This is a genomic window from Pseudomonas sp. GW821-FHT11G12 (assembly GCF_058808055.1).
Genome location: NZ_JBXARH010000001.1, coordinates 1,284,489 through 1,306,807 on the forward strand (window position 1 = coordinate 1,284,489; position 22,319 = coordinate 1,306,807).

The 22,319-nt window shown below is 59.8% G+C and carries 15 protein-coding genes; 7 read left to right on the top strand and 8 right to left on the bottom strand.

All coding sequences use genetic code 11. The features are described from left to right. Positions 1–38: 38 nt before the first annotated feature. The 3 genes from AC1RR7_RS05785 to AC1RR7_RS05795 are packed head-to-tail and all read right to left on the bottom strand — an operon-like array spanning position 39 to position 5,763. Entirely contained in the window at positions 39–1,442 is a 1,404-nt protein-coding gene (locus AC1RR7_RS05785; RefSeq protein ID WP_493156596.1) for an efflux transporter outer membrane subunit, read from the bottom strand. 4 nt (positions 1,443–1,446) lie between these two features. Continuing rightward, positions 1,447–4,578, bottom strand: a complete 3,132-nt coding sequence (locus tag AC1RR7_RS05790) for a multidrug efflux RND transporter permease subunit (protein ID WP_493156598.1) — start codon at positions 4,576–4,578, stop codon at positions 1,447–1,449. 27 nt (positions 4,579–4,605) lie between these two features. Then, the gene (locus tag AC1RR7_RS05795) at positions 4,606–5,763 is read right to left on the bottom strand and encodes a MexC family multidrug efflux RND transporter periplasmic adaptor subunit (RefSeq protein ID WP_096820429.1); all 1,158 of its coding nucleotides are present in this window, start codon (positions 5,761–5,763) and stop codon (positions 4,606–4,608) included. A 118-nt stretch (positions 5,764–5,881) separates the two neighbouring features. Between AC1RR7_RS05795 and AC1RR7_RS05800 the strand changes: the two genes are divergently transcribed. Beyond that, positions 5,882–6,448, top strand: a complete 567-nt coding sequence (locus AC1RR7_RS05800) for a TetR/AcrR family transcriptional regulator (RefSeq protein ID WP_493156600.1) — start codon at positions 5,882–5,884, stop codon at positions 6,446–6,448. Here AC1RR7_RS05800 and AC1RR7_RS05805 read toward each other — a convergent pair whose 3' ends face one another. Next, on the bottom strand, positions 6,449–7,060 hold the full coding sequence (locus AC1RR7_RS05805) for a dTMP kinase (protein ID WP_493156601.1): 612 nt from the start codon (positions 7,058–7,060) through the stop codon (positions 6,449–6,451). A gap of 148 nt (positions 7,061–7,208) precedes the next feature. Here AC1RR7_RS05805 and AC1RR7_RS05810 point away from each other — a divergent pair, with 148 nt between their 5' ends. From AC1RR7_RS05810 to AC1RR7_RS05820, 3 genes are all read left to right on the top strand, one after another. Next, positions 7,209–8,342, top strand: coding sequence for an aminotransferase class V-fold PLP-dependent enzyme (locus AC1RR7_RS05810; RefSeq protein WP_493156603.1), 1,134 nt, complete (start codon positions 7,209–7,211; stop codon positions 8,340–8,342). Between the two features lie 272 nt (positions 8,343–8,614). Beyond that, a complete protein-coding gene (locus AC1RR7_RS05815; protein ID WP_493156605.1) occupies positions 8,615–11,020 on the top strand; it encodes a glucose/quinate/shikimate family membrane-bound PQQ-dependent dehydrogenase in 2,406 nt (801 codons plus the stop codon). An 84-nt stretch (positions 11,021–11,104) separates the two neighbouring features. Further along, a complete protein-coding gene (locus AC1RR7_RS05820) occupies positions 11,105–12,391 on the top strand; it encodes a carbohydrate porin (protein WP_493156607.1) in 1,287 nt (428 codons plus the stop codon). Positions 12,392–12,402: 11 nt separating this feature from the next. Here AC1RR7_RS05820 and AC1RR7_RS05825 read toward each other — a convergent pair whose 3' ends face one another. Beyond that, positions 12,403–13,083 carry a DUF3313 domain-containing protein gene (locus AC1RR7_RS05825; protein ID WP_493156609.1) on the bottom strand — a complete coding sequence of 227 codons (681 nt, stop codon included), beginning with the start codon at positions 13,081–13,083 and terminating at the stop codon, positions 12,403–12,405. Then, the gene (locus tag AC1RR7_RS05830) at positions 13,083–13,409 is read right to left on the bottom strand and encodes a hypothetical protein (protein WP_096820422.1); all 327 of its coding nucleotides are present in this window, start codon (positions 13,407–13,409) and stop codon (positions 13,083–13,085) included. The genes AC1RR7_RS05825 and AC1RR7_RS05830 overlap by 1 nt, the downstream gene beginning before the upstream one ends. Positions 13,410–13,555: 146 nt before the next feature. On the opposite strand from AC1RR7_RS05830, the gene AC1RR7_RS05835 reads away from it, so the two are divergent. Beyond that, a complete protein-coding gene (locus AC1RR7_RS05835) occupies positions 13,556–14,281 on the top strand; it encodes a response regulator (RefSeq protein ID WP_102619865.1) in 726 nt (241 codons plus the stop codon). Next, entirely contained in the window at positions 14,278–15,612 is a 1,335-nt protein-coding gene (locus AC1RR7_RS05840) for an ATP-binding protein (RefSeq protein WP_273539112.1), read from the top strand. The genes AC1RR7_RS05835 and AC1RR7_RS05840 overlap by 4 nt, the downstream gene beginning before the upstream one ends. A 5-nt stretch (positions 15,613–15,617) precedes the next feature. Here the strand turns inward: AC1RR7_RS05840 and AC1RR7_RS05845 are convergent, their stop codons facing one another. Next, positions 15,618–17,228: a mechanosensitive ion channel family protein gene (locus tag AC1RR7_RS05845; protein WP_102619863.1), complete on the bottom strand. Its 1,611-nt coding sequence runs from the start codon at positions 17,226–17,228 to the stop codon at positions 15,618–15,620. Between the two features lie 163 nt (positions 17,229–17,391). Here AC1RR7_RS05845 and AC1RR7_RS05850 point away from each other — a divergent pair, with 163 nt between their 5' ends. Further along, on the top strand, positions 17,392–18,687 hold the full coding sequence (locus tag AC1RR7_RS05850; RefSeq protein ID WP_493156611.1) for an OprD family porin: 1,296 nt from the start codon (positions 17,392–17,394) through the stop codon (positions 18,685–18,687). Position 18,688: 1 nt separating this feature from the next. Here AC1RR7_RS05850 and AC1RR7_RS05855 read toward each other — a convergent pair whose 3' ends face one another. Further along, positions 18,689–22,318 carry an AAA domain-containing protein gene (locus tag AC1RR7_RS05855; RefSeq protein ID WP_493156613.1) on the bottom strand — a complete coding sequence of 1,210 codons (3,630 nt, stop codon included), beginning with the start codon at positions 22,316–22,318 and terminating at the stop codon, positions 18,689–18,691. Position 22,319 lies beyond the last annotated feature (1 nt).

Genomic DNA, 22,319 nt, shown 5'->3' on the forward strand with positions numbered 1-22,319 from the left:
GCTGAATGGCTGGACGTGCCAACCCAAAGGAGCTGTTGTCAGGACTTTTCTGGCGACCAGCCTCCGCCCAGCGAGCGGAACAGATCGACCAGGGCAATCTGCCGCTGGGTGCTGACCTCGATAAATGCCGTTTCGTTGACGAAGCGGGTGCGCTGGGCATCGAGGTAACGCAGGTGACTGTCGATGCCGCCTTCATAACGCGCCTTGGCCAGTTTCAACGTTTCGCTGCTGGTGTCGGCCAGCGCGCGTCGGGCCGCCTCTTCCCGGCGCAAGGTGTCGGTGGCGGCCAGTGCATCGGCGACCTCGCGAAACGCCGTCTGAATCGTGCCCTCATAAGCCGCCACCGCCGAGTCCTTACGGGCTTCGGCCAGGCTCAGGCCAGCACTGTTGCGCCCGGCATCGAACAACGGCAGCGACAGGTTCGGCACAAAACTCCAGGACCGCGAACCACCGTCAAACAAACCGGACATTTGCGCACTGGATGTGCCGAAGCTGCCGGTCAGGCTGATGCGCGGAAAGAACGCCGCCCGTGCAGCGCCGATGTCGGCATTGCGCGCCTGCAATCGATGCTCGGCGGCGAGAATGTCCGGTCGGCGCTCGATCAATGTGGAGGTGGTGTCGGGCGCAATGTCCTGAACCAGCATCGGCTCCGTCGACAGCCGTTCAGGAATTGCTTTCGCTGCATCCTTGGTCCCGAGCAACAACACCAGCGCGTTAAAAGCCTGCTGTTTCTGCCGCAGATTGCTTTCCTGTTCGGCGCGCGATTGTTCCACCAGTCCCAATGCTTCCTGATAGTCCAGCGCTGTCGCCGTACCGTTTGATCGGCGCTGGCTGATCAGTGCAAACGAGTACTCGCGGCTGATCAGCGTTTGCTGAGTCAGATCCAGGCGACGCTGGGCGCCATCGTGAATCAGATAAGCCTGACTGACTTCGGCAATCAGGGCGATCTGCGCGGCGCGGGCCGCCTCTTCAGTCGCCAGATACTCTTGCAATGCAGAGTCGCTAAGGCTCTTTACCCGGCCAAACAGATCCAGCTCGTATTCCGGCAGCGACACGCCGACCTGATAGCTGCTGGCAACCCCCGCCTGGCCATTGCTGGCCAGATCCGCCGGCAAGCGCTGACGATTGCCGGATGCACCGGCATTCAGGCCCGGCACCCGGTCCGCCCGCTGGATACGGTATTGCGCCCGCGCTTGTTCGATATCCAGAAGTGTCTGGCGTAAAGAGCGGTTGTTGTCCAGCGCGATCACCACCAGGCGACGCAGTTCGGGATCGACGATAAACGTCTGCCAAGCTAGTTGGTTAATCGGACTGCCCTGCTTGGTCGACTCCCCCGCCCAGTGCTCCGCAACCGGCGCAACTGGACGTTCATAAGTCGGTGCCAGCGAGCAACCACCCAACAGCATGGCGATCACCAGCGTAGAGAATGCTGAAATACGCATGGAATCACTCCTGAGCCAAAGCGGGTTGTTCGATAGGCGCGGGTTTACTGCGCAACCGCGATAGCACCCAGACAAAACAGATCGGTACGAACAGCACACCCAGCAACGTCGCGCTGAGCATCCCGCCGATCACACCGGTACCGATTGCACGCTGACTCGCCGCCCCTGCCCCGGTGGCCAATGCCAGCGGCACCACACCGAGGATGAACGCCATGGAAGTCATGACAATCGGCCGGAAACGCAGGCGCGCGGCTTCGATGGCGGCGTCACGCAGGCTGTAGCCCTTCTCCCACAGCTCCTTGGCGAACTCGACGATGAGGATCGCGTTCTTCGCCGCCAGACCGATGATGGTGATCAGGCCCACCTTGAAATACACGTCGTTAGGCATGCCGGTGACCATCACCGCGAGCACCGCACCGATGGCACCGATTGGCACGATCAGCATCACCGTCAACGGAATCGCCCAGCTCTCGTAGAGCGCCACCAGCAACAGGAACACCACCAGGATCGCCAGCGCGAACAATTGCGTCGCCTGACCGCTGGAGACCTTTTCCTGATACGACAGCCCCGTCCATTCGTAGCTGAAACCCGCCGGCAATTGCGCAGCGATTCGTTCCATTTCCGCCATGGCTTCACCGGTGCTATAGCCCGGTCCGGCGTCACCGACGATGCGGATCGATGGATATCCGTTGTAACGCACCACTTGCACCGGACCTTCCTCCCAGTGAGTGGTGACGAAAGCGCTCAGCGGCACCAGATTGCCGGCGCTGTTGTGTACATACAGTTTGAGCACGCTCTCGGGCGTCATCCGGTCGCCCTGCTCGGCCTGTACCACCACACGCTGTTGGCGGCCAGCGTTGGTGAAGTCGTTGATCACTTCAGAACCGAATGCGGCGGACAACGCACTGCTGATGGACTCGAAACTCACGCCCAGCGTGCGGGCCTTGTCACGGTCGATCACAACTCGCAATTGCGGCGACTCGGCCAGACCTTCCATCATGGCGTAGAGGATTTTCGGGTTGCCGTTGGCCTGAGCGAGCACCTGGTCACGGGCGGCGAGCAAGGCTTCACGACCCAGGCCGGCACGATCCTGCAGGCGCAGCGCAAAACCACCGGAGTTGCCCAAACCGTCAATCGGTGGCGGCGGCACCGCCATCACGGCGCCGTCGTTGGTCACGGCAAACTGCTCGTTCAGCGCCATGACCTCGGCCATCGCCGATTGATCTTCGCCACGCTGCGACCAGTCCTTGAACACCGGGAACGCCAGTGCCGCGTTATCACCCATCCCGGAAAAGCTGAAACCCGAGACCAGGAACATCGACTGCACCGCATCGCGAGACGCGAGATAGCGTTCCAGTTGTTCGCCGGTCGCTTCGGTGCGAGTCCGGGTCGCGCCCGGTGGCAACTGGACGTCAACGATCATGTAGCCCTGGTCTTCCACGGGCACAAAGGATTCCGGCAAGCGCAGGTAGAAGAAACCGAGCATCGCGATAATGCCGACGTACACCAACATCATCCGACCGGCACGCGCGACCAGTCCGCTGTTCAGGATCGAGTAACGCTCGGTGAGCCGCGCGAAGCCACGGTTGAAGGCGCCGAAGAAGCCGCGCTTTTCATGATGTCCTTGAGGAATCGGCTTGAGCAGCGTGGCGCACAGTGCTGGTGTGAACGTCAGCGCGAGGAAACCCGAGAACAGGATCGACACCGCCAGCGAGACCGAGAACTGCTGATAGATCACCCCCACCGAACCGGACATGAACGCCAGCGGCATGAACACCGCCGAGAGCACCAGGGTGATACCGATGATCGCGCCCGATACCTGCCCCATGGCCTTGATCGTGGCATCGACCGGCGACAACCCTTCTTCCGCCATGATCCGCTCGACGTTCTCCACCACCACGATGGCATCGTCCACCAGAATGCCGATCGCGAGCACCATGCCGAACATGGTCATCATGTTCACCGAGAAGCCCAGCAGGTACATCATCACCAGTGTGCCGAGCAGACACACCGGCACCACAATCGACGGAATCAAGGTGTAGCGGATGTTCTGCAGGAACAGGAACATCACCAGGAATACCAGCACCATCGCCTCGATCAGGGTGTGGATCACCTTCTCGATGGCGACATCGACGAAACGCGACGTGTCGTAGGGAACGGAATATTCCACGTCGTCCGGGAAGTACGCCGACAGTTCGGCCAGGCGTTCTTTTACGGCCGTTGCAGTCTGGATTGCGTTGGCGCCGGGCGACAACTGGATCGCCGCTGCCACGGCGGGTTTGCCGTTCAGACGCGAGTTGAAGTTGTAACTCTCCTGACCGATTTCCACTCGGGCGACGTCGCCCAGTTTGACCGTCGAGCCGTCCTCGTTGGCGCGCAGAACGATGCGTGCGAATTCTTGCGGATTATCCAGAGTGCCTTTCACTGCCAGCGTGGCGGTCAGTTCCTGTTGGCTGCTGGTTGGCGTGCTGCCGAAACTGCCGGCCGGCACCTGCACGTTCTGTCCGCGAATGGCGGTGCTCACGTCGTCGATGGACAGCCCATAACCCACCAGCTTCTGCGGGTCGAGCCAGATGCGCATCGCGGCTTCAGAGGAGAAGAATTGCAGCTTGCCGACGCCCGGCACCCGACGTAGTTCGTTGTTGATGTTGCGCGCGGCGTAATCGCCCAGCGCGGTCGTGTCGGTGTGTTGGGAGCCTTCCTTATAGTTGAGCGCATAGATCAGCAGGAAACCGGCACTGGCCTGCTCCACCTCCAGACCTTGGGTGAGTACCGCTTGCGGCATGCGCGACTCAGCCTTTTTCAGGCGGTTCTGCACGTCGACCTGGGCAAGCTGCGGATCAGTACCCGGCTGGAACGTCACCGCAATTTCGGCGATGCCATTGGAGTTGTTGGTCGACTCGAAATACAGCAGGTTCTTGGCACCGTTGAGCGACTCTTCGATCACGCTGGTGACCGAGTCCACCAGCACTTTCGCCGAGGCGCCGGGATAGGTCGCCGTCACCTTGATCTGCGGCGGCGCAACGTCGGGATACTGCGCCACCGGCAGCATCGGAATGACCAGCAGGCCGGCCAGAGAGATGAACAACGCCACCACCCAGGCAAAGTTCGGGCGTTTGATGAAAAACTTGGACATCGGGAAATCCTCGCGGCGACGGCGCCCTTACTGTTTCGACTCAGACGACTGAGCCACGGCCTGAGACTGACCCGGTACGACCTTGGCCCCCGGTTGCAGACCGGCAAGGCCACCAACGATCACTTGATCGCCCGCCTTCAACCCTTCGCTGATCTGCCAGCGCGATCCCTGCATGGCACCGGTGACCACACTGCGTGATTCGACCCGGTCATCTGCGCCGACCACCATCACTTGGGCGCCGCCATCGCTGCCCCGCTGCACCGAACGTTGCGGCACGAGAATGGCCTGGCTGTCAGTGCCCTGTGGCGTACGCACACGGACATACATGCCCGGCAACAGCACGCCGTCGGTATTGGCGAACTTGCCGCGCAACGACACCTGCCCCGTGCCGCGATCCACGGCGACATCGGTAAACATCAGCGCACCCTGACGCTCGTATTGGGTGCCATCGACGCGAATCGACAGTGCCTTGTTGTCGTCGGCGGAGAGTTTTCCGTCCTTGAGCGACTCGCGCAGACGCAGTGCGTCGGCGGCCGACTGGGTGAAGTCGACATACACCGGATCCAGCTGCTGAATCCGCGCCATCAACGTCGCGTCCCCCTGCCCGACCAATGCCCCTTCAGTGACCAGTGCACGGCCGACGCGGCCGGAAATTGGCGCGGTTACCGAGGCATAACCGAGATTCAACCGGGCGCTTTGCAGATCGGCCTGGGCCGAACGGGTGGCTGCCTGAGCGCTGCGCAGGTCAGCCATGGCGCTGTCAAAATCCTGTTGGCTGACCGCCTCGATCTTTACCAGCGGTTCATAGCGCTTGACCCGTGCCTGGGCCTCAAGTGCAACGGACTGGGCGCGAGCCAGTTCACCTTCGGCCCGCGACAACGCTGCCTTCAGCGGTGCCGGATCGATCTGGAACAACAGATCCCCGGCTTTGACATCAGCGCCCTCTTCAAAACGCTTCTGCATCACGATGCCCGGCACCCGAGCGCGCACTTCCGCAACGCGCATCGGCTCCACCCTGCCCGGCAGCTCCGACGTCAGCGCCAAAGGCTCGGTCTTCACGGCCACCACTTCTACCGGACGCGCCACTTCCGCCACCGCCGCTTGTTCACTCGCCGGTCCACACCCGGCCAACGCAATGGCGACTGCCAGCGATCCCGCCATCCCTACTGCACGCAAATTGCCCATAACTCACCCAAGGCTTGATCGAATTTGGCGCGAATGCTACGTTTCAAATCCCAATGAGTCAATAATGTCTCATGTGGGTATTTTGTGAATCTTATATGAACACCGCTCAAGGCCTCTGATGAACTCGATTTCCCATGATGAACAGCTGCTCAAGTCGCTGACCCTGGCCGTGGCCAACCGGCCGAGGGCGACGATGAAGGAACTGGCGCAACTGGCAGGCGTGAGCAAGGCCACCCTGCACCGCTACTGCGGAACACGGGAAAACCTGACCGCAAAACTGGAAGAGCACGCAGAAAGCACACTAAAGCTGATCATCGACAACGCCGGCCTGCAGCACCTGGAACCGCTGGAGGCGCTGCGCCGATTGATTCGTGAACACCTCGCCCACCGCGAGTTGCTGGCCTTTTTGATGGCGCAATACCGTCCTGATTTTCTCGATCTGGAACAGGGGGGCAGACGCTGGCTGTTTTATCTGGAGGCGCTGGACGGGTTCTTTTTGAAAGGCCAGCAGGCTGGGCTGTTTCGCATCGATATCACTGCGGCAATCTTCACCGAGTTGTTCGTATCGTTGGTCTACGGGCTGGTGGATGCCGAACTGCGCGGGCGTGCGGCCCATGCGGATTCGGCGCGGACGCTTGAACAAATGTTTTTGAATGGGGTGCTGGCTGCTCGGCGTCTTTCTTGATCAGCCAAACAATTTACGGATCTCGGAAACCACCTGCATCGTAGCGTCTTCGATCGTTCCTTCATTACGGCACAAAGCCCAGCCATGATCGGCAGCCGCTTGCTCGAACGTCTCTGTACACGCGACATGCTCAGCGTGCTTCTGGATCACAGTACCGCCCAGTCCTCTGGATCGTGCCTTTGCCCTGGCCCATGAAATATCCGGCGCGGTGACGACGCCGACATGCAGGTCAGGCACCTGCACGTTTCGCTCGATGTTCAACTGGAGAATCTCTGCAAACGGGACGGTTTGGCGAAACGCGGCGTCAGACGGATACCAGCGATCGATCAAGATAATGCTGCCCACCGGCTGTTCAGTCAGCACGTGCCGGGAGATCCAGCTACGGCTATCAGCAAAGCGCTGACACACCGCCCACTCCAGATCCCGGGAATGATTTCTGGCAAGTTCGTTGACGAGGGCCATGGTGGCACCCCGGTAGGGATCGCTTTTTCTCTCGCAAAGTCGGATGACTTTCTTGTTGTCGGCCCTCAGTACTGCCGTAACGGCTTCCAGTAATGTGGTTTTGCCGGTTCCTTTTGGCCCATCCAGAGAAATAAACAGCGGACGATTCATTTTTCACACAACGATTGAGGCATTGATGACCACTCTATCGTCATTTCTGCAATTCAATCTGCTCATCCCTGCCTTTTGCCTAGACTTGGTTCCCGATGATGTTCGCCAGACCTTTTGACTGCCAGGGAATCACTTAAGGAGTCACCCCATGTCAAAGCTATATCCCGGAATCGATCCTGAAGGGCTTGTCGAGTACTCGGTGGTCTACACCGACCGCTCGCTCAACCACATGTCGCAGTCATTTCAAGCAGTGATGAAAAACATTTCCCAGACCCTGAAACAGGTCTACAACGCCGAGGCGGTTGCGGTGGTTCCGGGCAGCGGCACATTCGGCATGGAAGCGGTGGCGCGACAGTTCGCTACCGGCCAGCAATGTCTGGTGATACGCAACGGCTGGTTCAGTTATCGCTGGAGCCAGATCCTTGAGACGGGCAACATCCCGGCGGCCACTACGGTACTGAAAGCCCGACCGGTCGAAACGGGTCGCCAGGCTGCCTACGCCCCGCCCCCTCTGGACGAAGTGCTGGCAGCCATTGCGGCGCAGAAGCCGCAGATTGTCTTCGCCCCCCACGTTGAAACCTCATCAGGGATTATCCTGCCCGACGAGTACCTGCGGGCCGTCGGCGACGCCGTGCATGCAGTGGGTGGCCTGTTCGTCCTGGACTGCATCGCTTCCGGCACGCTTTGGGTTGATATGCACAAATGCGCCGTCGACCTGCTGATCAGCGCACCGCAAAAAGGCTGGAGCGCCTCCCCTTGCTGCGCCCTGGTGATGTTCAGTGCTCTGGCCCTCGAGCGCATAGAGCAGACGCAAAGCAGCAGCTTCGCCTGCGACCTGAAAAAGTGGCTGCAGATCATGCAGGCCTACGAACAGGGCGGACATGCCTACCACGCGACCATGCCCAGTGATTCCCTCGCGCGGTTCAACGACGTGATGAAAGAGACGCAAGCCTACGGTTTCGAAAAGGTCCGCGGCGAACAGCAGTTTCTGGGTGATCGGGTGCGCGCAATGTTGACCGGCAAAGGCTTCAAAAGCGTGGCCGCAGCCGGCTTTCAGGCCCCAGGCGTCGTGGTGAGCTACACCGATGATGCCGATATCAAAAACGGTAAGAAATTTGCCAACCACGGCCTGCAGATCGCCGCCGGGGTGCCGTTGCAATGCGACGAACCGGCCGACTTCCAGACTTTCCGTATCGGTCTGTTCGGACTGGAAAAGCTGCATAACATCGAACGTACGGTCAGCACGCTTGAGCAGGCACTGGATGAGGTGATGGCTAACTAAGCCCTCTTCTCGCCCACAGCCAAATGCCGTTCCCGCCGATCCTGTTCGGCGGGAACCACCAAGCCGCGATCAACCTGTCAAAAATTCCATATCCGCTGGCAAAAATCCGACTTTCCTGGCGTTCCAATAACCCCTGAAGATCCGCGTGGATGCGCCCGGCGTCTTTCCGAAACGCCATTGAGCGCCAAATCTCTCTTCATTCTGAATTAGTGATTTAACTAGGTAGTTACCTATCTATATACTGCACGTCTCATTTCAACGGGACATTCAACGTGAAGCAGAGTCAACGCCTCTCGGGCATATCAACATTCATTCTGGTCGGGCTCGGGGTGATCATCGCCCTGCTCGGCCTGGCACTGGCCGCTGGCGGTGTGAAATTGGTCAGCCTGGGAGGCTCCTGGTACTTCCTGGTGGGTGGTCTGGTCATGGCCATTTCCGGCCTGCTGATCGCACGTCGCAAACCTGCCGGTGCGTGGCTTTTCGCCGCGTTTCTGCTGGGGACGGCGATCTGGGCCGTGAGCGACGCAGGCCTGGTGTTCTGGCCGGTGTTCTCTCGTCTGTTCATGTTCAGCGCCGTGGGCCTGGCGGTCGCGCTGGTCTACCCGATGCTCAAGCGCGCTAATGGTGGCGTTCCGGGACGTGGCGCGTACGGCGTTGCCGCTGTTCTGGCGGTCGGCCTGGCCGTAGCGGCCGGCAACATGTTCGTCGCGCACCCGACCGTCGCCCCTACCGGCACCGGCCCGGGCCTCACTCCGGTCGAACCGGAAAAGGCGCAGAAAGACTGGGCGCACTACGGTAATACCGAAGGTGGTAGCCGCTTCGCTGCGCTGGACCAGATCAACCGCACCAACGTCGACAAGTTGAAAGTCGCCTGGACCTACCACACCGGTGACATCGCCGAGAGTGACGGCAATGGCGCTGAAGACCAACTCACCCCGCTGCAGATCGGCAACAAGGTGTTCATCTGCACCCCGCACAACAACCTGATCGCGCTGGATGCCGACACCGGTAAAGAACTCTGGAAAAACGCCATCAACGCCCAGTCGAAAGTCTGGCAGCGCTGCCGTGGCATGGCCTACTTCGACGCCAGCGCTGCGGTCGCCAAACCAGCCAGCTCGCCTGTGACCGATACCCCGGCCGCTCCCGCCGCCAACTGCACACGCCGTCTGCTGACCAACACCATCGACGCGCGCCTGATCGCAGTCGATGCCGACACCGGCGAGTTCTGCCAGGGTTTCGGCAACAACGGCCAGGTTGATCTGAAGGCCGGTTTGGGTGATGTCCCGGACAGCTACTACCAATTGTCCTCCGCACCACTGATGGCCGGCACCACCGTCGTCGTTGGCGGTCGCGTGGCCGACAACGTTCAGACCGACATGCCGGGCGGCGTGATCCGTGGTTTCGATGTGATCACCGGCGCCATGCGCTGGGCGTTCGACCCGGGTAACCCGCAGGATAAAAAGGCGCCGGCCGATGGCAAAACCTATGTTCGCAGCACGCCGAACAGCTGGGCGCCAATGTCTTACGACCCGGCAACCAACACCGTATTCCTGCCAATGGGCAGCTCTTCCACCGACATCTACGGCGTGGAACGCAGCAAACTCGACCACACCTACGGCGCATCGATCCTGGCGCTGGACGCCAACAGCGGCGAAGAAAAGTGGGTCTACCAGACCGTGCACAACGATCTGTGGGACTTCGACCTGCCGATGCAGCCAAGCCTGATCGACTTCACCAAGGACGGCAAAACCGTGCCGGCGCTGGTGATCGGCACCAAGGCCGGGCAGATTTACGTGCTGGATCGCGCCACCGGCAAACCACTGACCGAAGTAAAAGAAGTACCGGTCAAGGCGTCGAACATTCCGAACGAGCCCTACTCGCCGACCCAGCCTAAATCCGTGGGCATGCCGCAGATCGGTGCCCAGCACCTGACCGAATCGGACATGTGGGGCGCCACGCCGTACGACCAGTTGCTGTGCCGGATCGACTTCAAGTCGATGCGTTACGACGGTCTCTACACCGCGCCGGGCACTGACAAAACGCTGAGCTTCCCGGGTTCGCTGGGCGGCATGAACTGGGGCAGCATTTCCACTGACCCGGTGCACGGTTTCATCTTCGTCAACGACATGCGACTGGGTCTGTGGATTCAGATGATCCCTTCGCAGAACACAGGCAAGGCAACCTCCGGTGGCGAAGCGCTGAACACCGGCATGGGCGCCGTTCCGCTGAAAGGCACGCCTTACGCGGTGAACAAGAACCGCTTCCTGTCGGTGGCCGGCATTCCATGCCAGGCGCCGCCGTTCGGCACGTTGACCGCCATCGATATGAAGACCCAAAAAGTCGCCTGGCAGGTTCCGGTCGGCACCGTTGAAGACACAGGTCCCCTGGGCATCCGCATGCACCTGCCGATCAAGATCGGTCTGCCAACCCTCGGCGGCACGCTGTCGACTCAAGGTGGTTTGATCTTCATCGCCGGCACCCAGGACTTCTACCTGCGCGCCTACAACAGCGGCAACGGTGAAGAAATCTGGAAAGCACGTCTGCCGGTCGGCAGTCAGGGCGGCCCAATGACGTATGTGTCGCCGAAAACCGGCAAGCAGTACGTGGTCATCACCGCGGGTGGCGCTCGTCAATCGACCGATCGCGGTGACTACGTAATGGCTTACGCCCTGCCGTAAACCGCTGCGCCCTCCTTCACTTCACTTGTGCGCGACACCTTCGGGTGTCGCGTCGTTTCATGTCCTTGGCTCTGGATTTCAGCAATGTCATTCGTTGTTCGCTTTTCCCACACTGGCGTACTGCTCGCTCTTGCCTGCAGCTCCGCCCTGCCCGCCTTCGCCGACACCGATTCAAACGTGTTCACCCGCAATACCCTGACCGGCGACTGGGGCGGTTTGCGCCACCAACTCGACGAAGACGGCATCAAGTTCACCGGTGATTACACTGGCGAAACCGCCTACAACGCCGACGGCGGCCTGCACCGTTCCGCCCGTTACTCGCAGAACATCAAGCTCGGCGCACAGTTCGACCTGAGCAAAATCTATGGTGTGGACAACGCGGGCAAGGTCCAGTTGACCATCAACGACCGTCGCGGCAACAGCGCCTCGGAGGATCTGGTCGGCAACCGTCTGCCTATCCAGGAAAACTACGGTGGCCTCTACACGCGTCTGACCGAACTGAGTTACGAGCGCACCCTTTTCACCCCGGCACTGAACGTCAAACTCGGCTACATGGCCATGGGCAACGACCTCGGCGGCCTCGACAGCGGCATCCTCTGCAATTTCATGAACGCCGGTTTCTGCGGCCACCCGCTGAACATGTCCGGTGGCAGCGGCTGGACCAACTACCCCAACGCTCACCTCGGTGTGCGGGTGAAATATGACCTGTCGCCGGAATGGCAACTGCGGGTTGCAGCGTTCAACGTCGACCCCGAAAGCAACGGCAACTCCAGCCGCGCCTGGCACCTGGGGCCGAAACACACCACCGGCACCGTGGTCCCTGTCGAACTGGTCTACAAACGCGCGGGCACCCTGCCCGGCGAATACAAACTCGGCTACTACTACGACAGCTCCGACGTGAAACGCATCGGCAGCGACAAGGAAGTGTCCGGTCGCGGCGGTCATTACCTGCTGATCGATCAGGCCGTCTGGAGTTCGCAGACATCTGAGGGCCGCAGCCTGCACGCCTTCGGTCAATACTCGGCGGCCAGCGAAGCGGCTTCACCGTTCAGCAAGTGGTACGGCACCGGCGTGGTCCTGTACAAACCGTTCGAAGGTCGCCCGCGTGACACCGTCGCCCTGGGTTACGGCCGGGCCGTGCAAAACCCGCGCAGCCGCGACGTGCAACAAGACGCTGCGCTGGCCAACGGCACGCCGCTCTCCAATCTGGACGGTGCTGAACAGTTGATCGAACTCGATTACGGCTACCAGGCCACCCCATGGCTGACCCTGCGACCGAACGTGCAGTACATCATCGAGCCGGGCGCGTTTTCCGGGCAGAACATCGACAATGCACTGGTGTTCGGACTGCAGGTGAAAGCAAGTCTCTGACCTCGGCGCTGTCAGCGTAACGATGCTTTGCGGGCCACAACATAAGACTGACTCAAGTCCGTGGCCCAACCATCGAGCACACCCTTGACGTTATCGGCCGTCATCACCTGCTTGTCGTTTTCCAGTGGAACGCCTGTGCCCTTGCGGACAACCTTCGCCACGACCTCGCCGGTCGAACCATCCTCGAGGGACACTTCAGTGGCGATTTCACTGTCCTGATCACGAATGCCGGCAGCCGTGCTGACGCCGGCCGCGACCAGGGTGACGGGCAGCCATTCATAAAACCGCAGGCCTTGGGTACTGGTGGCGACCTGCGTGATGGCTGGCCTCACAACCAACGTATTCGGGCCGGGCTTCGAAGCCAATGGCAGCACTTTTCCCAGTTCTTGCCTCAGGGCCGCGTCGTAGTAGCCGGTCACACCCGACAGGGTGCTCTGCGGAATTCGTCCAGTCGGTTCGACCTTCGGATAAAACTGGCTTGGCGCCAGATAGACCCGTGTGTAGCGGCCACTCGCCAACGCCGGGCTGATCCAGCTCAATATCGTCTGCCCCGAGGGTGTCTGCTGCTCCTTCAGCGTGCTGTAGTCGTTCAAAAACCCGGAATACATGTCAGGCGCGACCTTTTTATTGCTGCATGCCGACAGGCTCAGGCTGGCTGCGAGCAACAGCGCCAGTGAGTGATGGTTTCTCATCAATGCGTTTCCCCTGCGGCCTGAATCTGGCTGAACGGGGTATTTTCAGAACACTCGATGCGCAACTGGCCGTGGGTCATGATCCAGTGAATGAATTCGGCGGTGGGAATGGAGTGGATGTATTCCACCCAATGGCTGTCGGCCGGGCTGAAGCGCTCGAAGTAGCGGCGCATGACGAGCTGGCTCTGGTCCTGGGCGATCCCCAGACAGGTTTCCTGGAAAAAGATCGGCGCATTGAGAGCGCCGGTATTGGTGCGCTGGGTCAGGATCAGTGGACGCACCGCGCCATGCCCCTGAGTGGAATAAGCGCTTTTCATATCCTTCATATGAACCCCCTTGGATGGAATGCCGGCAGAGTGCCCGAGGTTTTTTGCCCGAGGATGTCTGGCTGATGTCCGCACCGAAGGAATGTTGCTCGATTGAAATATATGACCCCGCCTTCGAAATGGTTTTAGATGCCCTCTTTTGATTCATGGATCCTGCAAACGTGAGCAGACTGCTGATCGTCGATGACGACGTGGAAATTCTGTCCCTGCTGAAGAAGTTCTTCGTTCAGCACGCCTACGACGTCGACGTGGCACCCGATGGCCAGGCCATGTGGGCCGCCATCGAACAGGCGCGGCCGGACACGATCATTCTTGACCTGATGCTGCCAGGTGAAGGTGGCTTGAGCCTGTGCCAGAAAATCCGCGCGCAGATGGGGATCCCGATCATCATGCTCACGGCCATGGCTGAACTGAGCGACCGGATCGTCGGCCTGGAACTGGGTGCCGACGATTACTTGACCAAGCCCTTCGCGCCCCAGGAGTTGCTGGCCCGGGTGCGCGCATTGCAACGGCGCGCCGGCGAACAAGGCCAGCGCACCAGCGAACCGGCGCGACCGGTCATGACCTTCGCCGGTTGGCACCTGGACATCACCTGCCGGGAACTGCGCTCACCCGAGGGTGTAATGATCCCGATGTCCGGCGGTGAGTTTGATCTGCTGCTGGTCTTTCTCGAGCATCCCCAGCGCATCCTGACCCGCGAGCAACTGATCGACCTGACCCACGGCCAGGGTCATGAAGCCTTTGATCGCAGCATCGATGTGCAGGTCAGCCGGCTGCGGCGCAAGATCGAACCGGACAGCAAGCGCCCGGACCTGATCCGCACTGTGCGCAATGGCGGCTATATGTTCACGGCCAAGGTCAGCCGTTCATGATCGGCCGACTCTTGCGGCGCGACACCCTCAGTCGCCGGATTGCCCTGACCATCGTTGCGGCGATGATCGCCTCGCTGATTCTCAATGCGCTGTTTGTGCAGGTCGCGGGCATCTGGGCTCGTCCACCCATCGAACGAACCGGATTGCTGGAGCGGATTGCCGCGAGCACCCGCGTGATCGAGGCGGCGCCCGCCCAATTGCGCCCGCAACTGGCGAGCGCGGCCAGCAGTTCGACGCTTGAAGTGTTATGGAATGCGCAACGCAGCCAGTTCAATCTGCCCGGGGACGGCGAACCGGTCGAGACCGGCAAGGTTCCTGCGCTGCGACAATTGCTCGGTGATGACCGGGAAATCGAAGTATTCAACCCCGACGACTGGCCGCCGGGCAGTGCGCAGGCGCATTACGTCGCCCTCGTACCTTTGGCCGATGGCAGCTGGCTGACATTCACGCCACCGGAGCGAAGCTGGGGACTGAGCCTGGATGCCCGGATCGCGGTGATCATTGCTCTGGGCCTGGTCGCGACGTTGCTGGTGGCCTGGATTGCCACCCGCCAACTGGCCAATCCGCTGCAACGTTTTGCCGGCGCCGCGAGGCGTTTTGGCGGTGATTTGAACGCACCGCCCATCGAGATCGAAGGGCCCCACGAAATCCGCCAGGCCATCATCGCCTTCAACACCATGCAGGCGCAGATCCAGCATTTCATTGGCGAACGCACCCACATGCTCGCCTCCATCTCCCATGACTTGCGCGCGCCATTGACCCGGATGCGCCTGCGCAGCGAGTTCATGGAAGACCTCGATCATCAGCAGAAACTGATTCGCGACATCGAAGAAATGCAATCGATGATCAACGCCGCCCTGGCGTTTTTCCGTGAAGGCACACAGCTTGAACAACCTACAGCGTTCGATCTGTCGGAGCTGCTGCAAACCGTCCTTGACGATTACCGCGACCAGAACCTGCTCATCGACTTCAGCGGTCCTGCCCACATGGTCTATGACGGTCGGCCACTGGGGATCAAACGGGTGATCGTCAACCTGCTGGAAAACGCCGTGAAATACGGCGAGCGTCCGCGTATTGCACTGAGTCGCAATGCTCGCTCGATCTGCATCGAAGTCTGCGACGAAGGGCCGGGCATTCCCGAAGAGTCGCTGCAACGGGTGTTCGATCCGTTCTTCCGCCTCGAAACCTCGCGCAACCGTGAAACCGGCGGTGTCGGGCTCGGCCTCTCGGCAGCCCGGGCGATTGTTCGTGAACAGGGCGGAGAACTGACCTTGAGCAATCGCCGAGGCTCGGGACTGGTGGCGAGGGTTGAATTGCCTGTTGTCGATTGAGGCTGTCACGTATCCGTTGGCGCTTGTGCCGGGGCCGGAAACCATTTTTCCTTCGGCACGCGTTTTTCTTCTTCGGGGTCACCCAGATAGTGCGGAGACATGATCTGCACGCCGTATTCGTTGAACACATCCTGAATATTGGCGTGCAGCATGCTCAGCAACACGGCACGCGGACGAGGCTGACTGGGAATGGCCTGCGCCACCAGACGGTATTCGGGATAGAAATCGGACAACGCAGTCTGGAACACTTGTGCTGGCGGAATCTCCAGCACGCCGGGCGTTCGTCGGGCCGCCTCCAGCAGCATCGCTTCCACCTGGCGCCACGGTGTGTCGTAGCCGATGGTCACCACCGTGTCGACCACATAACCAGGGCCCTGCACCGTGCGTGAGTAGTTCTTGGTGACCGTGCCGGTGATCATCGAATTGGGCAGCGTCAGCACCTCTCCCAACCCGGTGCGGATGCTGGTGGTGAACATGCCGAGTTCCGTCACCGTGCCTTCATGTTCACCGATTTTCACGAATTCACCTGGGCGCAAGGTTCGGGTGTACGTCAGGATCAGCCCGGCCGCCGCCTGCCCGACCACACTGGTGGCACCCAGCGAAATCATCAGGCCGATCAGCACCGACAACCCTTTGAAGGCGTCAGTGCCGGCGCCGGGCAAATACGGATAGGCCATCGCCAGCGCAAACAGCCAGATCGCCAGAGACGTCAGGCGCTGGGTGGGTTGCAGGGTTTCCTCGTTCAGCCAGTTGAACGTTCCCGGGGTTGCCATGCGCCGCAGCACCCGACGGCTGAACGCCGTGGCGCCTCGGGCAATGAAGAAAATCGCCAGCGCCACGCCCAGCCCGGGGATGGCGCCCACGATGGCCTGCAAGAGATAGCTGGCAACCTCGATGAGGTAGTTGTTGAGGCTCTCACCCCAAGGGCGGGTGTACGGAAATCGCGACAGGACAAAACCCAGCCATTCATACGTCAACAGCAGAATGACGAACCAGCGCAGCAGCCAGAACACGCGAATGACCAGTGGATACAGGTAATTGGCATCCACTACCGGAATTCGTCCGACCTTCAGCGCCTGGGTATGCCGACGCATCAGCTCGGGCAATCTCTTCAGCCATCGACGCTGCAACCAGGCGATGCCCCACAGCAGCACGAAATAAATGCCGGTGGCGAGCGCCGCAGCGCCGAGCGCACGTAGCATCCGATGCAGGCTCCTGGCTTCCTGCGTTTCCGCCACGACCTGACGCAACTTTTCCGCCGCGCCCTGCGCCGCCATCTGCACGGAGGGATAGTCGAGGCTGTCGACATCCTTGGGCGAGACGATAAAGGCCCGTTTGTTGCCCAGCAGCACCAGGTAGTTGTCCTGCATCGGGTCAACAGTGACGGTACGGTCATCCGACTCATCCAGGGCTTCGGCGATGACCGCTTTGGCCCGTTTGACCCGAGATGCCGGCGCCTCCCCGAGCAGCGTGGCGCGAAACACCATGATGCTGCGGTTGGCTACCTTCAACTCGACAGGCTCGTCGGCAGGTTTTGCGCTGTCTTCAGCCCACAGAAGTGTCGAGCAGAACACGCTGAAAACAACCATCAACAACGCAGGCAACCGGCTCCGCATGTGTCAGTTCCTTACGCCACAGTTATGAGTGCGGGAATACAGAACGCAGCGTAGTTCAGCGATCAAGGGTTGTCAGATAGGCAACTCAGCACACCCGCTCAATCTTCCGGAAGCAGACAGCACGATTATCCGGCGACATTTCATCAACGCCGGTCACTGACACATGAAAGGTTTTCCGCCATCGCGTATCACGCTGGCCCTGCTGTTTGGCGGTCTGGCCAACTCAGCCTGCGCCAGTGGTTTTCTGGATGACGCCAAAGGCGAAGTGCTCAGCCGCAACTTCTTCCTGAGCAACGACTACCGCTCGCCCTCGCCCAGCGGCAAGAACTACAAACAGGAATGGGCTCAGGGTTTTATCGGCACTTTCGCATCCGGTTTCACCGACGGAACGATCGGGTTCGGTCTCGATGCCCATGCCTTTTATGGGCTGAAACTGGATGGTGGCCGAGGACATTCGGGCACCGGTCTGTTGCCCGTGGACAGCGACGGGCGTAGCGAAAGTGACTATTCCAGCGCGGGCGGTGCGCTGAAACTCAAGGCCTCGAAAACCACCCTCGCCTTCGGCGAAATGACGGTAGAGACGCCCGTGTTCGACACCTCGGACAAACGTCTGCAACCGGAATACGCCACCGGTTTTCTACTCAATAGCCGCGAAATCGACAATGTGAATCTGGTGGCCGGGCATTTCACGGCGTTCAAGAATCAGGACAGCTCTACCGGCAAAGGCGATTTCCAGGGTTATGGCGCCAATACGAAGGCCGGCGGGATCAGCTTCATCGGCGCAGACCTGTTCAGTGAAAGCCCGGTAGGCGGCGCGCTGTACGCGTCTGACCTCAGCGAAACCTGGCACCAGTACTACGCCAACCTGCATTTCAAACAGTCCGGCGTATTGATCGACGCCAACATCTACCACACCCGCGATACCGGGCAGGCTCTGGCCGGCGAAATCGACAACACCGCGTTCAGCCTCTCGGGCAAATACACCTTTGGCGCCCACGCGGTGATGCTCGGCTGGCAACGCGTCAACGGTGACACACCATTCGATTTCGTCGGTGGCGACTCGATCTACCTGGCCAACTCGATCAAATACGCCGACTTCAACGGCGCCCACGAGCGCTCATGGCAAGCCCGCTACGACCTCGATCTCGGTGCGTTCGGCATTCCCGGCCTGAACTTCATGACCCGCTACGTCTCCGGCAGCCACATCGACGGTACTCACGCGCCCAAGGGCGGCGCCTACAACCCGTTCGACGCAGACAGCGGCCAATACCAGCCACAGCAAGGCGACGGCGGCAAGCACTGGGAGCGTGACATCGACCTGCGCTACATCGTCCAGTCCGGCGCCGCGAAGGATCTTTCCGTGCAGCTGTCCCACGTCTCGCACCGGGCCAACAGTGCTCAGGCGGGGGATGATATTGACCGGATCTACGTGGTGATTCAGTACCCGTTGGGGTTCTGAATCAGCGCATCGGCGATTGCCCCTCATTGCGGCTTGTGATGCGCGACTTCAATTGATTAATCAATGCGGGGTCCCGCAACTCGACACTCGTTTCCCGACGTAACGCCAGCGGCGTGCCGGTGGACATTTCGCAGTAGCGATAATAACTGTGCGAAAGCCAGTTCCAGCTTCCCACCATTGCGACTTGATCATCAACCAGCAGGATTTTTTCGTGCGTACCTTCGGGAAGGCGGATGACGTTCTCGGGACCGAGCTTGTTTTGATAGGCTTTTATCAAGCCTGTTTCACCGTCATCGGCATTGGGATGCTCGATATGGTCATGCCCGTAGTAGACCTTCACTTCAACACCACGCTGTTGCGCCGCTTGCAGCAGTTTGAGCGGTGGATGGTTATGACTGATTCCCTGGCGAATCCACGGCACCACTGCAACGAAAGAGCGTTGGCTGGACGTAATAAGCGATTCGAATGCCTGGATGTGGTCGCAATCGAAGTAGTGCCTGACGCCACCAGGTGTGACACCGGCAAAGGATGGACTCTGATGCTCCATGCTGACGAAAAACGAGGCAGAGCAGACCCGCGCCATTTTTTCCAGCGATTTTCCGGCGCTTAACAAGCGGTGCTGGTTACCGACAACAATGAATTGTTGCTTGGCCCGCGATACGGCGACGTTCAACAGGTTGGGCTTGCCATTCTGGAAGTGATCGCGATCGGTCCGTTGAAAAATCACCGGTGAGTAAATGATCACCTCGAAACCGACACCCTGAAACTGGTGTACCGATCCGATTTTGAGTGCCTTTCGCTGAGCGACCCGCTCGCCATAGGCTTTGATCAACAGGTTTTTCTGATTGGAGTATGGCGTGATGATGCCAACGTCCTGGGTGAGGTCGTAACCAGCCCCCTCCAGCTTGTCCAGCAACAACCCGATTGCCTCGACTTCATCCTGATTGGTATTGGGCATCGGGCCTTTACGACCTTCGACGCCATAGAACATCAGATTGAAACCACCCATGTTGTCGCACGCTGCCTGGATTCGCGGTTCGGCAGGCTGCGTGCACACCTGTACTCCCCTATAGCCGGCGATTTGCATGAACAGTTCGGCAATGGCCGGTCGGCATCGCCGATGCTCGTCGAGCACAATGCCATCGCCCATGTCCGTGACTGCACCGGTCAAGGAACCGGCGGCGCGATGGTAGGCGGTCACCAACATCGGAGACACAGCTTCATACAAAGTATTGTCGACGAAGTATTGGTCCTTGAGCTTGCCGGCCATGGCCGAGCCAAGCGTGCGGATCGGCTCGATCTGCAGCGGGTCGCCCACGACGATGCTTCTTTCGCTGCGTGCCAGCAACGGAACCAGCGACTCTGCGGAAACCATCCCCGCCTCATCCACCAGGCTCAGTGCGTAGGGGCTGAATCCGTTGAGGTCAGCGAGTTTGTATCCTGGCAGCTTCTGCACCGATGCCAGCGTCGAGGCCATGACCGGATAAGCAAGGCTGATCAACCGATAGAACTCTTGCAGTTTGTCCTTCCATTTGTAAAAACCGCTGTCGGTCTGGCCGTCGAGCATATTGCACCAGAGAGGCAATACCTGCCCCAGCGCCTCTTTCTGTCGAAGCAGCTCCTGCCAGAGGTAGTCAATGGCGTGCTCAAACAGCGCGCGTTGCTGTGTGATGAAGCGCAGACGCAACACTTCTATCCAGTCGCCTTCCGGGAACTCAGCGTAAAAGCTGTCACGGGCCGCCTCGTAACGCCGCCAGTCGCTGGAACGTTGTTTGACCTCGTCAATGGTCTTGGCCAGTAGCTTGAGCGACACCTCCCGGGCGGTTTCCGGGGGCCCCACTCTCAAGGTCTGAAATATCTGCTCGGCATTACCGGCGCTGAATACGTCACCCCGATTGCGGGCCAGTTCCGCGAGGTGTGCATGATCGAGGCCATCGAGCCCGTAGGTCTTCATGTCCTCGGGGCAGCTCTTTTTCAGGTGGTCGAACGCACGGGTATATTTGCGGCGAGAGATCCATGCACGCAGCGATGCCATAAAACCCGTCGGGTAGTCGGCAAAATGGTGCTGGAGTGTTTCGCTGAGTGTGCTCTCGAGCCACGGCTGATACGCCGTCTCATCAAATGGAGCATCAATGAGTTTGGTGTATCTGCGAGACAAGTGGTCTTTCGCTTGCGTGTATCTGACTTTGTCGGCAGCCAGCGCATCCAGCGCACCCTTGCAGTGGCTGGTTAGAACAGCGTAATCCAGCGACTGCTCCGGTTTATCGATCAGGCCCAGCGCTTTGCTGCTTTCGCACACGCTGCGGATCGATGCGTCCAGTCGCTCGCGAAAAATTTCGGGTGAAAGATCCGAAAAGGCAGAGCGAGCCTCCCCGAAACCTGCAAGCAAACGCAGATACGTCACGTAAAAACCATCAATCGTTTGCTGGATCCCGACGATCCGGTCCGCTAAGGCGTTCTGCTTTTCCTTGTCGTAGGACTGCTCGTCGAGTTGGCGCAGAAGCGTGTGCACCCGATCAATTTCAGAGGTGACCTGTGCCTTGTCCCCGCACAGAAAATAGAACCAGCTGAAATCTTTCAGGCAAGGGTCGTCACGCAAATCGTCAATGACGTTCTCCACCGCTTTTTTGGCCGTCGATGTCACGACGACGCCCAGGTTACGGTCTTCTCCGGCGATACAGACTAATGCCCTTTCGACAATCCGGCTGGCAATCAACGACTTGAACAAGGTCGTTTTGCCTGTGCCGGGAGCGCCCTGGACTGCCACCAGCGGTACGCCGCTGGCAACCTGGGTCAACGTTTGCATTTGCCCCCTGCCCAGAGGGTATTTACGCTCGAACAGGCCATACGGAAAGCGTGAGAACTGGTTGCGCGGCGCCGGGTTGCCGAGCGAACGCTGCATTATGTACCGCTGCAGCAAAGGCGAGGCTTTCAGGTCGGGACGTTGAAGCAGGACCTTGTAGTCCTTGAGTTGCTCGCGAGAGTTGAAGTCGCTGACCACTGGATGACAGATCAGCCCGGTCACGGCTTTTTCCAGGTACACATCGGCAACATCGTTACGGATGGCTTTCAACCCTGCGAGGCGATAATTGATCCAGGCCAGAAACGACCGGAAAACCGCGACGAAGGTTTCACCCTGCTTTCCCGTACAGGCTGCGGCCAGGCTCATCATGTGACGTTCGGCGCCCAACTCTTGTAAATCGACGTCCAGGTATGCCCGAAACGCGTCGATATCGGGAACCACGTCAACCCCTTGCTTGACCGGGACGCACACACTCAATTCGGACTGGGTATGCCAGTTATCAGGCAATGAGTAACGGAAAAGCGGAACGAAAAACGTTTGTTTTCCCTCGATCACGCGCAACAGTGGAAAGCCAAGTTGCAGGGCCTCAGCCTGAGCAATGCCCTCTTCACTGACTTTGACAAAGCGTTCTTCGAGCACTTGGGTCTGATCAGCAGGCAGCGAAAAACGAAACCCGGTCGAGTCCTCTTCGACATTGTCTGCAGAGAGCCTGACGTGCTGTTCCTGATAAACATCGGTCTCTTTCACCCGGCTCTTGGCCAACCCGGTCGCTTCGACAAAAGCACACCATCCGCGAAGTACGTCCATGTCTTGCTGATTGCCTTGCATT

Excerpts from the sequence above, each read along its gene's own strand:
- AC1RR7_RS05785 (WP_493156596.1), bottom strand. The coding sequence starts at position 1,442 with ATGCGTATTTCAGCATTCTCTACGCTGGTGATCGCCATGCTGTTGGGT.
- AC1RR7_RS05790 (WP_493156598.1), bottom strand. The coding sequence starts at position 4,578 with ATGTCCAAGTTTTTCATCAAACGCCCGAACTTTGCCTGGGTGGTGGCG.
- AC1RR7_RS05795 (WP_096820429.1), bottom strand. The coding sequence starts at position 5,763 with ATGGGCAATTTGCGTGCAGTAGGGATGGCGGGATCGCTGGCAGTCGCC.
- AC1RR7_RS05800 (WP_493156600.1), top strand. The coding sequence starts at position 5,882 with ATGAACTCGATTTCCCATGATGAACAGCTGCTCAAGTCGCTGACCCTG.
- AC1RR7_RS05805 (WP_493156601.1), bottom strand. The coding sequence starts at position 7,060 with ATGAATCGTCCGCTGTTTATTTCTCTGGATGGGCCAAAAGGAACCGGC.
- AC1RR7_RS05810 (WP_493156603.1), top strand. The coding sequence starts at position 7,209 with ATGTCAAAGCTATATCCCGGAATCGATCCTGAAGGGCTTGTCGAGTAC.
- AC1RR7_RS05820 (WP_493156607.1), top strand. The coding sequence starts at position 11,105 with ATGTCATTCGTTGTTCGCTTTTCCCACACTGGCGTACTGCTCGCTCTT.
- AC1RR7_RS05825 (WP_493156609.1), bottom strand. The coding sequence starts at position 13,083 with ATGAGAAACCATCACTCACTGGCGCTGTTGCTCGCAGCCAGCCTGAGC.
- AC1RR7_RS05830 (WP_096820422.1), bottom strand. The coding sequence starts at position 13,409 with ATGAAGGATATGAAAAGCGCTTATTCCACTCAGGGGCATGGCGCGGTG.
- AC1RR7_RS05835 (WP_102619865.1), top strand. The coding sequence starts at position 13,556 with ATGGATCCTGCAAACGTGAGCAGACTGCTGATCGTCGATGACGACGTG.
- AC1RR7_RS05840 (WP_273539112.1), top strand. The coding sequence starts at position 14,278 with ATGATCGGCCGACTCTTGCGGCGCGACACCCTCAGTCGCCGGATTGCC.
- AC1RR7_RS05845 (WP_102619863.1), bottom strand. The coding sequence starts at position 17,228 with ATGCGGAGCCGGTTGCCTGCGTTGTTGATGGTTGTTTTCAGCGTGTTC.
- AC1RR7_RS05850 (WP_493156611.1), top strand. The coding sequence starts at position 17,392 with ATGAAAGGTTTTCCGCCATCGCGTATCACGCTGGCCCTGCTGTTTGGC.
- AC1RR7_RS05855 (WP_493156613.1), bottom strand. The coding sequence starts at position 22,318 with ATGCAAGGCAATCAGCAAGACATGGACGTACTTCGCGGATGGTGTGCT.